We start from the raw sequence: 12,488 nt of genomic DNA on the forward strand, positions 1-12,488 counted from the left end.
TGAAGCCACAACAAGGACCGCAGACCACCATGGCCACCACCGAGACTCGCCGCACCCCGAAGCGCGCCTCTGCAAAGACGCCCACCCCTCCGGCACCCGCCGTAGAGGAGCGCGAGCCGCGTGGCGCGCGGCGCAAGCGGGAAACACGCGCACGACTGCTGGATGCCGCACTCCGGCTCATGGCCGATCGCGGCATGGAAGGCGTTGCCATCAACGAAATTACCGAGGCGGCGGATGTCGGCTTCGGGTCGTTCTACAACCACTTCGAATCGAAGGAAGCCATCTACGCCGCACTGGTGAGCTCGGTGTTTGAAGAGTTCGCCGATTCGCTCGACAAGGTCACCGAAGGGCTCGCCGACCCGGCTGAGATCATTTCCGTGTCGGTGCGGCATACGCTCGTCCGCGCACGACGCGAGCCGGTGTGGGGGCGCTTTCTCATTCGCGAGGGCTTCTCGGCGCGCGTGCTGACACAAGGCCTTGGCCAGCGGTTGCGGCGTGATATCGAGCGCGGCATCACCGCAAAGCGGTTTGTCGTGGCCGATCCGTTCATTGGCTTCCTGTCGGTCGGCGGCACGGTGCTTACGGCCATCTCGGCCGAGCTCAATTTTCTGGCGCCCGATGCGCCGGCTGCCGACATCCTCAAGGAGCTGGGTTTCACGGGGGAGCATTTCCCCGAACGCACGGCAGCGGTGCTGCTCCAAACGCTGGGGCTCAAGCGCGCCGAGGCCGAGAAAGTGGCCGCCCGACCGCTGCCCGTTGTGGAGATTGCAGACAGCGCAAGCTGATCTGATCAGCGGCGCTGCGGCACCGCCGATCGACCAACTTCACTTAGCCAACATACTGGCGGCCGAATCCAGACAACCTGGCATCGACCGCGCCGCCTCTGATGGTGCGGCGGCGTAAGCCAGTAGAGGCTCCGCCATCTGCGAAGCCAGCGTCTTCAACGCGCGCCGATGGCCCTGCACTAGGTCATCGATCCCTGCGGATACGGCCTCCGGGACAACGCTGCGGCAAGTCAGCACTTGACGGTCTTCCGCCGTCCGAATCGTCCAGACGGCATCGATCGAGACATGCGAGTCACGCCACGACTCAAACCGCTGCACTTCCATGGCTACGCGGTAGACCGGGCGCTTTCCATCGTAGGGAAGACCGTGCACGTCCATGGCGCCGGTCTGCAACACCAGCGCCGAGGACAGCGCGGCTCGGATCTCATCGGCCACGGGCGAAGCCCAGCGGTCCATCTCGAGTACGTCGACCTGGCCTGAGTTGCCTTGCACTACCAGCCGCCTGCCCGCCACGGCCGGCGGAACACGAACCGGCAGCACATCAACGATCAGGGCCGGTGCCGCTGCGGGCGCTGCCACCGCGACCCTATCGGCAGCGAGCAAGCTATGGAAACGCGCAGGAGGCGAGCTGCACGCTGCCAGCGCTAAGCAAGCAACCGCATCGACCAGGACGCTGCGAAACGGGAACCCAAACAAATTCATCGCGCATCCCCCTTCTTGCCAAACAGCAGCGATTCCGGATGACGCTCCAGATAGTCCGTCAGTGCGTTGAGCGATTGCAGCGTGCGCGTCAGCTCCTGCATCGCCTCGTGCACATCGGACTGGAGCGGTGAATCCTGCCGCAAGGTCGCCTGCGCCGCATTGAAGGTCTGCTGCGCAGAAGCCAGCGTGTCCCGCGCCTGTGGCACCACGTCCTTATCCAGATGACCGAACAGGCGGTTGGCATTGTCGAGCGCGCCGTTCAGGTTGTTGCCGATCTTGTCGAACGGCACCTGGTTGAGCTTCTTCGCAATGTCGGCAAGCTGCACCTGCAACTCGTCGAGCGAATTCGGAACGGTCGGCAGCTCCACCGGCGAGCGATGGACATCGACAGTCGCACGCGGCGCCTTGGGGAACATGTCGAGCGCGACGTACAACTGCCCCGTCAGCAGATTGCCCATGCGAAGCTGACCGCGCAGCCCCTGCATGACCAAGTGCTGCAGCATTTCATGGCCGCCCGGTGTGTCGGGCGCAGGCAGCGACGTATTGCTGCGCCGGCTGAGTCGAGACGGATACAGCTCCATCACGACACGCATGCTGAACGCCTTTGCTGTCTCGTCATATTCGATGCCGATGTCCGTGACGTTGCCCAGCACAATGCCGCGCAAATCCACAGGCGCGCCGACAGACAAGCCACGCAACGACTGGTTGAACCGCATGACCACAGTCTGCGGCGCACCGTCGGGCTCGCGCATGGCGTCCGCTTCATCGGATGCCAACTGGAACACGGTGTTATCCGGCGGCGGCGGCCCATCAGCCTGCCCCTGCGGGGACTGAAACGCCAGGCCGCCCACGATGACTGTGGCGAGCGATTGCGTATTCAGCTTCAATCCGCTGGAATCGAGCCTAAGGTCCACTCCGCTTGCATGCCACCACCGCGTATTCGTGCCGACGTACTTGTCGTAGGGCGCGTTTACGAACACATTCACCTGCACCCCGCCGCCTTGCCTGTCCAACGCAAAGCCCACCACTTGCCCCACTTGCAGATGGCGATAGAAGACCGGCGCGCCAATGTCGACGGACCCGAGCGAATCGCCGTGCAACGAGAACTGACGTCCTTGTTGGTCCGTCGTGACGGAGGGCGGACTCTCCAGCCCCACAAACTGAGTCTGACTGTCTTTGGAGCGACCAATATCCACGCCGATGTACGCGCCGGACAGCAACGTGCCCAGCCCGGAAATGCCGCTCGCACCCACACGCGGCCGGACTACCCAGAACCGGCTGTCCTTGCTCGCAAAGCGTTCGGCTTCGCGCGCCAGTTGTATCTTCACCATCACACGCTTCAGATCCGGGGTGAGCGAAATGGATTGAATCGTGCCGATCTCGACGTCCTTGTATTTCACCTTCGTCTTGCCGGCCTCCAGGCCCTCGGCATTGGCAAAGGTGACAGTGACAACCGGGCCTTTCTCGGCGAGGGTCTTGGCGACCAGCGCGACCCCGATCAACGCCGCAATCAGCGGCACGAGCCAGACAAGCGAGGGAAGCCAGGGCCGTCGCGGCGTGATCTCGGGCAGGGGTAGATCAATAGGACGCATTGCTTGAAAAGAGAAGGTGGCGGACGAGTGTTGTGCGCGGAATCCGATCAGGAATCGTCTCGCGCGGATTCGGCGGCGTCGGGGACGGCGTCCCAGATAAGCCGGGGGTCGAACTGCATGGAGGCGATCATGGTGAGGATCACCACTGCGCCAAAGGCCAGTGCCCCCGGGCCAGCGGTAATGACCGCAAAGGAGCCGAAGTGCATCAGGGCAACGGTGAGCGCCACCACGAACACATCGAGCATCGACCACCTGCCAATGCGTTCGACAAGGCGATAGAGCCGTGTCCTTTCGTGCGGGCGCCAGGTGGAGCGCCGATGTGCCGCGAATACCAGAAACGCCAGAATGGCAAGCTTGAGCATCGGCACGACCACGCTGGCAATGAAGACGACCGCAGCGAGCCCAAAATCGCCGGAGGTCCAGAAGTACGCCACCCCGCTCAGGATGGTGTCGTCTTCCGAACGGCCGAGTGAGGTGCTGTGCATCACCGGCAGCAGGTTGGCCGGGATGTAAAGCAGCGCGGCAGCCAGAAGCAATGCAGCGGTCCGCGAAACGCTGGCCGGACGGCGCACGTGTAGGGGCGTGTGGCAACGATGGCACCGCGGGTGCGCTTCGCCGTCATGTAGTGGCTGCACGCTGCCGCACGTATGGCAAACCAGCAGCCCGGCCTGCTTGGCCGACACGACCTTCATCGACCCAGCCACTGTCGATGCTTCGGGCGGCGATTCAGTGCGCTTCGTTGCGGGTGGTGTCGCATCATCCCGCGTTTCGATGTCGTCGCAGGCGTGCCAGAGCCTGTGTGGATCGAACCGCGAAACCAGCGCAAGCAGCACCGTCAACGCGCCGAATGCAAACAAGCCGGCACCAGGAATCACCCGCGCCAGGCTGACCATCTTCACCGTCGTCACCAACACACCGAGCATGAAGACTTCGATCATTCCCCAAGGCCGAAGCCATTGCAGAAACTTGATGACGTAACGAAATCCAGGAGGCACGCTGGCTGCCCGCAAAGGAAGCAACACGTAGAGCAACGCGAGCAATTCCATCGATGGAAACAGCGTGGTCGTGAAAAACACGACCGCAGCCACGATCTGCATTTGCCCCGTCCACAGCGAAGACGCGGCGTCGAACAAGGTGGCTTGCGACGTCATGCCCTGCGCGTTGAGCGCAATGATCGGGAAGCATTGCGCGATCACCAACGTCACGAGCGCCGCAACCGCCATGGCGCAAGTGAAATCGAGCGTTGGGCGGGCGTGGTGGGCACCGCTTAGCTTGCTCGCACAACGCGAACAGCGGAGGTGCAAGCCATCTAACGGTGGCGGCCGCCGAAACACGCGGTCGCATTCATGACAGGCAATCAGGTGGGCGGATTCCATGGGCGTGGCCTAAGCCGATCGGCGTTGCAGGCGAGGCGCGGCACTCCACGCTTGGGGCGTAGAGGCCGGGCCTATCCAACGGCAATGTCAGTCTTTGGCGATCGTCTGATCGGTGTGGGCGGGCAGTTCACCCATGGCCTGCAGCAACGCAGCCGTGTCGCTCATGCGCCGGCTGGTCGCACGCACGGTGTCGAGTTGCGCGTTCAGGTACTGCTGCTCGCTCGACTGTTCTGCGGATGCGGGCAACGCGCCCAGCCGACGCCGAGATGCCGTCTCGGTGAAGGCTGTATGTGCCGCGGTCGATGCCACCTCGGCTGAAGCCAGCGTCTGCGCATCGTTCTCCAATGCGGCGAGCGTGTCGGCAACGTTCTCGAATGCCGACAGGACGGCCGACTTGTACTGCAGCACTGTGGCGTCATACAGCTCGAGCGTGGCCCGGCGGTGCGCCATCAATGCGCCACCGTGGAAGATGGGCTGCGATAGCCCCGCACCCACGGCCCACAGCCCGCCCGCGCCCGAGAGCAAGGCTGGCCAGCTCAACCCGCCGCGGCCGAGCGAGGCCGTGAGCGACAGGCTAGGGAAGAGCTGTGCGGTGGCCTCGCCCGCGTCTGCAGACGCCGCCTTGACCGCAGCGGCAGCAGCGCGGATATCCGGCCGAGCCCGCAACAGATCTGACGGCACGGCCACAGGCACCTGGTTTGGCAGCGAAAGACTGCTGAACTCCGGCACCGCAGGCGCTGCGTCCGGTGTGCGGCCCAGCAGCACAGCCAGTGCATGGATGGACACCGCACGCTGCTGACGCAACTGCGGCAGCGTCGCCGCAAGCGATGCGGCGCTCTGCGTCGATGCCAGCGCCTGCGCATGCGACAGTGCCCCCAGCTCATACCGCCGCTGGCTGTCCCGCGCCGTCGCGTCTGCCACCACCACCAGACGTTCCATCAATGCGATCTGCTGGTCCAGCGCGGCTGCATTGATTACGGTGCCGACAATATTCGCGGCGAGCACGCGCCGTGCCGCCTCCAGTTCGCAGCCGCGCACGTCCACCCGCGCGGCGCTCGCGGCATTGGCATAGCGCGTCGCGCCAAACAGGTCGAACGTGTAGTGCGCCTGCAGTTGCCCAACGAACACGTTGTAGCGCAGCGCCTCGGGCCCCACGCCCGTGAAGTTTGGCGTGCGCTGGCGCGCAACCTCGGCGCCGGCATCAATGGACGGGAGCGTCGATGCACCCACCTGTGCACGCAGTTCCTCCTGCGCGGCGGACAAGGTCTTCTGCGTTGCAGCCAGCGTGGGGTTGTTGCGCAAGCCCTCTTCCACTAACGCGTTCAATGCATCGGAGCGATAGAGCTTCCACCATTGCGGCACGGGCGCGGCGCCCACATCAAACTGCTGGGCCACGCCGGCCGCTTCCACTGTCTTTTCAGACTGCGTGGTCACGCCATAGTGCTCCGGCGAAGGCATGGCAGGCGGCGCGCTTGTTGGCGCCAAGGAGCATGCCGTCATGGCGAACATCGACGTTGCGGCAAGCGCCCACGTCATACGAGAGAGTTTCATGATCAATTCTCCAGGGCGGCAGTGCTGGCCGCAGGCACTTCCCGCTCGTCGGGGCGCACCTTGAAACACGCGGCGTACAGCGCCGGCAAGAAGAAGATGGTCAGTACCGTGGCGATGGTGATGCCGCCCATCAGCGCGGTGGCCATCGGCCCGAAGAAGCCCGAGCGCAGCAGCGGGATCAACGCCAGCACTGCCGCTGCAGCCGTGAGCATGATTGGCCGGAAGCGTCGCACCGTCGCGCCGATGATGGCGTCGAAGCGTTTTTGGCCCGACGCGATGTCTTGGTCGATCTGGTCGACCAGAATCACGGAGTTGCGCATGATGATCCCGAACATGGCAATCACCCCGAGCAGCGCCACGAAGCCGAATGGCTTACCGAACAGCAGCAACGCAGTCACCACGCCAATCAGCCCCAACGGCGCCGTCAACACGACGATGAACGTGCGTGAGAAGCTCTTGAGTTGGATCATCAGCAGCGTCAACACGGCAATGATCATCAGCGGCATCTCTGCATTGATGGAGGTCTGGCCCTTCACGCTTTCTTCCACCGCGCCGCCAATCTGGATGCGATAGCCGACTGGCAGCTTGGCACGTTCGGCGGCCAGCGCCTGATCGATGTCACGCGTCACGCCAATGCCTTGCGCGTTGCCGCGCACGTCGGCCTGCACCGTAATGGTCGGCTGGCGATCGCGTTCCCAGATCACGCCGTACTCGAGCTTGTTCTGCACGTGTCCGAGTGCGCCGAGCGGAACCGAGCCGTTGGGCGTGGGCATTGCCATGCCTGCGAGCTTGGCAGGGTCGATGCGTTCAGTCTTCGGCGCGCGCAGATCGACGTTGATCAACTTGTCGCGCTCGCGATACTGCGTGACCGTGTAGCCGGACAGCGTCATGGCGAGGAAGTTGGAGACATCCTCCGACGTCACGCCAAGCTGGCGCGCCTTGATCTGGTCGATCTCGAACGACATCGAACGCTCTGCCGGTTCATCCCAATCGAACTGCACGTTCTGGGTGCGGGCATCGGCGCGTACCTTCTCGGCCACCTTGTCAGCGATATTGCGTACGGTGGCGATGTCGTCGCCGCTCACACGGAACTTGATGGGGAAGCCGACGGGCGGACCGTTCTCAAGCTGCGCGACACGGGTGCGGACACCGGAGAAGTCCTTCTCCAGCGTGGCGTTGAGCCAACGCGACAGTTCATCACGCTCTTCCACGTTCTTCGCGGTGATCACGAACTGCGCAAAGTTCGGCTGTTGAAGCTGCTGGTCCAGCGGCAGATAGAAGCGCGGTGCACCGGTGCCGACGTAATCGACAAAGTGTTCGATCTCCTTTCGGCCATCCAGCGCTTTCTCCAGACGCTTTGCCTCGCGCAGCGTGGCATCAAACGACGCCCCTTCCGGCAAGCGAAGATCCACCAGCAACTCAGGCCGCTCGGAATTCGGGAAGAACTGCTGCGGCACCCGCGTGAAGGCAGCCATGCCCAGTGCGAACAGCACAGCCGTCACGCCCAGGATCATCCAACGGCGCTCGATGCAGAACGAGATCCAGCCCGACAGGCGCTGATAGAAGCCCGTGTTGTAGATATCGTGCTCATGACCATGCTCGGCAGCGCCGTTCTTGTGCTCGGGCAGCATGTGATAGCCCAGCAGCGGCACCAACACCACGGCGGCAAACCACGACACGATCAGCGAGATGGCGGACACCTCGAAGATCGAGCGCGTGTACTCGCCCGTGCTCGACTTGGCCAGCGCGATGGGCAGGAAGCCGGACACCGTCACTAGCGTCCCGGTCAGCATCGGGAATGCCGTGCTCGAGTACGCAAAGGCAGCCGCGCGCATGCGGCTCCACCCCTGCTCCAGCTTCACGGCCATCATCTCGACGGCAATGATGGCGTCATCCACCAACAGCCCAAGCGCAAGCACAAGGGTGCCCAGCGAGACCTTGTCCAGCCCGATGCCGAACATGTGCATGCACAACGCCGTGATGGCCAGCACGATCGGGATGGAGATCACCACGACCATGCCGGTCCGCAGGCCCAGCGATACCAGGCTCACCACCAGAACAATCGCCACGGCTTCACCCACCGAGCGCACGAACTCATCCACCGAATGCTTCACGGCGTGCGGCATGCTGGAAATGGGAGACAACTTCAGCCCAGCCGGCAGCGTCGCCTGCAGTTCACCTGCTGTGGCATCAAGCGCCTTGCCGAGGTCAATCACATCCCCGCCCTTCTGCATCGTGACGCCGATGCCCAGCACGGCATGCCCGTTTGTGCGCATCTGCGTGACAGGCGGGTCGTCGTAACCGCGCGTGATCTTGGCGATGTCACCCAGCCGGAATGTGCGCTTGTTCACGGTGATCAGCATGTCGGCCAGCGCCTGCACATCCTTGAACGCGCCGGTGGGCCGCACGAATACGCGGTCATCGGCCGTCGTGATGGTGCCGACCGGTGCCACGGTGTTCTGTGCGTCGATGGCCTGCGCGATCTGCTGCGGCGTGATGGCGAGTCGCGTCAGCTGTGCGTTGGAGATTTCGATGAAGACGTGTTCCGCCGGATCACCGAAGTAGTCCACCTTGGCGACGCCGGGTACACGCAGCAGAACGGTACGCAGCTTGTCTGCGTAGTCGTGCAGTTGCGCGGGCGAAAAGCCGTCGCCTTCCAGCGCGTAGATGTTGGTGTAGACATCACCGAACTCGTCGTTGAAAAACGGCCCGACCGTGCCCTTAGGCAACGTTGCGCGAATGTCGCCCACTTTCTTGCGCACCTGATACCAGGTCTCCGGCACATCCTTGACCGGGGCGGAGTCCTTCATGGCGAAGAAGATCATCGACTCGCCGGGGCGCGAATAGCTCTTGATGTTGTCGACATACGGTGCAGCCTGAAGCTGACGCCCGATGCGGTCGGCGATCTGCTCCTGGACTTCACGCGCAGTGGCGCCCGGCCAGTACGTCTGGATGACCATCGTCCGGAACGTGAACGGCGGGTCTTCTGACTGCGCGAGATGCGTATAGCCGATGACACCGAAGAGCGTCGCCAGCCCGATCAGGAAGATCACCAACTGCTGGTGGCGCAGTGCCCATGCCGACAGGTTGAAGCCGCCCTCGTCCGCCTGGGAGGCTGAGGCAGTTGCCGGCGCCGGGTCTTGCACGATTTCGCGATCGCCGGCGCTCATGATGCGAAGTCCTCAGGGTGCAGAGGCGGGACCACCTGCACGTGTTGACCGGCATTGACGGCATGCACGCCCTGCATCACCACGCGGTCGCCATCGCGCAAGCCGGAGGCGACCAGCACGCTGCGCTCGTCGTAACGCGCGATGGTGACGGGGCGCAGCTCCAACGTATCCGTGTTCGCGCGCACTACCCACACAGCAGGCTCTTCGCCGCGATGGAACAGCGCTGTCACCGGTAGCTTGAACGGGCGTGCACCTGTCGCATCACCCTTGGCATCGAAGTCGATATTGGCGGTCATGCCCATGCGCACCGCGGCGTTCGGCGCCACGAGCGACAACTTGACGCGCCACGTGCGGCTTTGCGGATCGGCCGCGGGCGAGACCTCGCGCACGCGCGCCTCAAAGGTTTGCGACGGCACGGCCGGCAGGCTCACGCGTGCCGTGCTGCCAACCGTCAGAGAGGACAGCGCACGCTCCGGTGCATCGCAAACGATATCGACGTCGCCCGCCCAATCGAGGTGATAGATCGATTGGCCGGCCTGAACGTTCTGACCGGTGTCGGCATCCTCGGAGGTGATCACGCCATCGTGGTCCGCCACCAGCGTGGCGTAGCGCAGGCGGTCGCCAACGAGGGTGGCTTGCGCGCGAGCGGAATCGCGTTGCGCCAGCGCGGAGGCATAGGACTCTTGCGTCTGCTCCATCTGCGCCGGCGCAATCAGGTTCGCCTGCGACTGGGCACGGTCGCGATCCAGCTGTTGTTTGGCATAGACGAGACGATGTTCAGCGGCTTCCAACTGCGCCCGAGCGTTGGCCAGGTCGTTACGCAGATCAGCCTGATCGAGCATCGCCAGCACCTGCCCTTCCTTGACGGCATCGCCCAGCCGCACGCGGCGTTCGACCACTTTGCCGCCAACGCGGAACGATAGCGGCGTGGAGTAGCGCGCTTGCACCTGCCCGGGCAATGTGTTCGCAACGGTGTTGCCGTCCGGGTGCAGGGCCAGCGCAACGACTGGCTTGGGCGCACTGACAAGGGTTTCTTTGTGGTGGCAGCCCGCCAGCAGCGCAACGCAGCAAGCGGCAATGACAAGAGGCGCGCGTTTGGAGCGCCCGACGACGGACAGATGGGGGCGCGCTGTCGTTCGCGCATGACGACCGGGATATTTCACGATGTTTCCAAGCAAGTGATGGCCTAACAAACAATGGGTAACGCGCATCCCAGATGTCGCGCTTCTTCTGCGCAATCGGCTCTCGGGCAACACGTCACGGAACTCGGATGTTGGGTACGCGAGTCGCCTGTCTCCACGGCGTTCAGGAACCACTTCTCGGCAAATGGGCTGCCCTTAGCTGGCAAGCAATGGCGACTGGCTCTCTGGCCTTTGCCACCGGGTGCTTGCCCCATCACCGCGTCCTAACTCAGGGCACTTGACCCCGATCGACCCTACGGATCGACATTAAACTCATAACTGATAATGTTGTCAACTATGACGCAAGCCACTATCATCCGCAGCGTGAACACCACTCCCAATCCCTATGCGGACCCTCAGGAATCGAGCGGCAGACGACTGCCGCCAGCGGCGCGGCACGCGGCGCAAGCAAGAAACGCGGGCGCGCCTGCTTCACGCGGCGTTGTTGCTGCTGTCTGAAAAGGACATCGAGCGCATCGCCATCAACGAGATCACCGAAGCCGCCGATGTGGGTTTCGGCTCGTTCTACAACCATTTCGAATCGAAGGAAGGCCTCTTTTCCGCCCTCATCGACTGGGCGTTTGAAGACTTCGCCGACAGGTTGGATGGCGTTGCGGATGGCTTGAAGGATCCGGCCGAGGTCATCGCCATCTCGGTCCGTCACACCTTGCTGCGGGCGCAGCGCGAGCCGGTCTGGGGCCGGCTGCTGATGCGGGAAGGTGTGTCTACTCGCGCGCTGACACGCGGCCTCGGCTTGCGCCTGCTACGCGACAGCAAGCGCGGGCTTGCCGTCCAGCGCTTTGTGGTGGCCGACCCGCTGACAAGCGTGCTTTCCGTGATTGGGACCGTGCTTGCCGGTGTTGCGGCCGAGCTGCACTTTGCAACGGCATCGGCCACACACGGGCGCGGCCACCTAGGCGCCGCCACTCGGGTGGAGCACCTGGCTGAACGTGCGGCTGTCTTCGTACTCCAGGCCCTTGGCATCAAGCGCGCCGAGGCGGAAAGAATCGCGCAATTGCCATTGCCGATGGTCACAGACGGCGCCGCTGCAAGCCCTGCGTGAGCCGTCGCGGCGCCCGGCAAGGGGCGCGCATCGATCAGGCTTGATACAGCTCGCTGGCGAGATAGCGGTGACGCAGTTCCCGCAGCCCGGCCGCAAGAATGGCGCTGACCGGCAACGCCAGCAGCACCCCAAAGAACCCGAACAGGTGGCCAAAGGCCAACAACGCAAAGATCACCGCCAACGGGTGCAAGCCAATGCGCTCGCCAATCAAGCGCGGCGTGAGGAAGACGTTCTCAAGGATCTGGCCAAGGCCATACACCAGCGCAACCGCGCAGAGACCGTAGAGGTCGCCAAACTGCAGTACGGCGGCCAACACAGCCAGCGCAAGGCCGGCGGCGAATCCGACATAGGGAATGAACACCGCCAGGCCTGTGAACAACCCCAGCGGCAAGGCAATGTCGAAGCCCGCCAGCGTCAAGGCGATGGGGTAATACGCAGCCAGCGCGACCATCACAAGAAGCTGCCCACGCAGGTACTGCGACAGCATCCGATCAATGTCGATGACGAACGCCCGCGTCCTGGCAAGCCACCGCCGCGGGACCAAGCTTTCCATGCGTCGGAACATCTGGTGCCGATCGTAGAGCAAATAGAACAGCACCAATGGGACCAGTACCACGTTACCCACCACGGTCAACATTACGTTGCCGCTTGTGCGCACGTATTGCCAGATAGCGAGGACGGCGGTGCCATCGCCGCCACTGCGCGGCGTTGCCAGCAGATTGCGCAGATGGATCAAATTCAGGTCCACACCCAGCCCCAGAAAGGCCAGCTTCGGTTGGAGCCATGCATTCAGATTCGCAAACAGCCCGGGAATCTTCGCCTGAAGTTGAGGGCCTTCGGTCTGGACTACGGCGAACATGAGCGTGACGAGTAACGCCGCTATCGTCGCAATGCACAGGATCATCGCGAGCGCCGCAAGCCATCGGGGCACACGGTGCCGCGCCAGCCACTCCACTCCCGGCTGCAGCATGTAGGCGATGAGCGCGCCCAGCAGAAACGGCGTGAGCACAGGCCGCAGCGCCCACATGAGGACACCCATGGCGAGCGCCACAAGCCCCCATAGCCAAG

Annotated in this window: 9 protein-coding genes; 2 read left to right on the forward strand and 7 right to left on the reverse strand. The window is 63.6% G+C overall.

Annotation, left to right across the window (positions count from 1 at the left end):
• Nucleotides 1-29: 29 nt before the first annotated feature.
• A complete protein-coding gene (locus tag NG900_RS19225) occupies nucleotides 30-785 on the forward strand; it encodes a TetR/AcrR family transcriptional regulator (protein ID WP_252682962.1) in 756 nt (251 codons plus the stop codon).
• 39 nt (nucleotides 786-824) lie between these two features.
• On the opposite strand, the gene NG900_RS19230 is transcribed toward NG900_RS19225, so the two are convergent.
• The 6 genes from NG900_RS19230 to NG900_RS19255 all read right to left on the reverse strand — a co-directional run bounded on the left by NG900_RS19230 (nucleotide 825) and on the right by NG900_RS19255 (nucleotide 10,339).
• Nucleotides 825-1,487, reverse strand: coding sequence for a PqiC family protein (locus tag NG900_RS19230; RefSeq protein WP_252682963.1), 663 nt, complete (start codon nucleotides 1,485-1,487; stop codon nucleotides 825-827).
• On the reverse strand, nucleotides 1,484-3,079 hold the full coding sequence (locus NG900_RS19235) for a PqiB family protein (protein WP_252682964.1): 1,596 nt from the start codon (nucleotides 3,077-3,079) through the stop codon (nucleotides 1,484-1,486). Before NG900_RS19235 ends, NG900_RS19230 begins: the two co-directional genes overlap by 4 nt.
• Nucleotides 3,080-3,126: 47 nt before the next feature.
• Entirely contained in the window at nucleotides 3,127-4,455 is a 1,329-nt protein-coding gene (locus NG900_RS19240; RefSeq protein ID WP_252682965.1) for a paraquat-inducible protein A, read from the reverse strand.
• 87 nt (nucleotides 4,456-4,542) lie between these two features.
• Nucleotides 4,543-6,006, reverse strand: a complete 1,464-nt coding sequence (locus NG900_RS19245) for an efflux transporter outer membrane subunit (RefSeq protein WP_252682966.1) — start codon at nucleotides 6,004-6,006, stop codon at nucleotides 4,543-4,545.
• A gap of 2 nt (nucleotides 6,007-6,008) precedes the next feature.
• The gene (locus tag NG900_RS19250; protein WP_252682967.1) at nucleotides 6,009-9,176 is read right to left on the reverse strand and encodes an efflux RND transporter permease subunit; all 3,168 of its coding nucleotides are present in this window, start codon (nucleotides 9,174-9,176) and stop codon (nucleotides 6,009-6,011) included.
• Nucleotides 9,173-10,339: an efflux RND transporter periplasmic adaptor subunit gene (locus NG900_RS19255; RefSeq protein ID WP_252682968.1), complete on the reverse strand. Its 1,167-nt coding sequence runs from the start codon at nucleotides 10,337-10,339 to the stop codon at nucleotides 9,173-9,175. Before NG900_RS19255 ends, NG900_RS19250 begins: the two co-directional genes overlap by 4 nt.
• Nucleotides 10,340-10,703: 364 nt before the next feature.
• Between NG900_RS19255 and NG900_RS19260 the strand changes: the two genes are divergently transcribed.
• Nucleotides 10,704-11,420: a TetR/AcrR family transcriptional regulator gene (locus NG900_RS19260; RefSeq protein ID WP_315862381.1), complete on the forward strand. Its 717-nt coding sequence runs from the start codon at nucleotides 10,704-10,706 to the stop codon at nucleotides 11,418-11,420.
• Nucleotides 11,421-11,454: 34 nt separating this feature from the next.
• On the opposite strand, the gene NG900_RS19265 is transcribed toward NG900_RS19260, so the two are convergent.
• Entirely contained in the window at nucleotides 11,455-12,459 is a 1,005-nt protein-coding gene (locus NG900_RS19265; RefSeq protein WP_252682970.1) for an AI-2E family transporter, read from the reverse strand.
• Nucleotides 12,460-12,488 lie beyond the last annotated feature (29 nt).

The sequence above is a fragment of the Ralstonia soli genome, assembly GCF_023955655.1.
GTDB lineage: Bacteria > Pseudomonadota > Gammaproteobacteria > Burkholderiales > Burkholderiaceae > Ralstonia > Ralstonia soli.

Excerpts from the sequence above, each read along its gene's own strand:
- NG900_RS19240 (WP_252682965.1), bottom strand. The coding sequence starts at position 4,455 with ATGGAATCCGCCCACCTGATTGCCTGTCATGAATGCGACCGCGTGTTT.
- NG900_RS19260 (WP_315862381.1), top strand. The coding sequence starts at position 10,704 with ATGCGGACCCTCAGGAATCGAGCGGCAGACGACTGCCGCCAGCGGCGC.
- NG900_RS19250 (WP_252682967.1), bottom strand. The coding sequence starts at position 9,176 with ATGAGCGCCGGCGATCGCGAAATCGTGCAAGACCCGGCGCCGGCAACT.
- NG900_RS19245 (WP_252682966.1), bottom strand. The coding sequence starts at position 6,006 with ATGAAACTCTCTCGTATGACGTGGGCGCTTGCCGCAACGTCGATGTTC.
- NG900_RS19235 (WP_252682964.1), bottom strand. The coding sequence starts at position 3,079 with ATGCGTCCTATTGATCTACCCCTGCCCGAGATCACGCCGCGACGGCCC.
- NG900_RS19225 (WP_252682962.1), top strand. The coding sequence starts at position 30 with ATGGCCACCACCGAGACTCGCCGCACCCCGAAGCGCGCCTCTGCAAAG.
- NG900_RS19265 (WP_252682970.1), bottom strand. The coding sequence starts at position 12,459 with ATGGGTGTCCTCATGTGGGCGCTGCGGCCTGTGCTCACGCCGTTTCTG.
- NG900_RS19230 (WP_252682963.1), bottom strand. The coding sequence starts at position 1,487 with ATGAATTTGTTTGGGTTCCCGTTTCGCAGCGTCCTGGTCGATGCGGTT.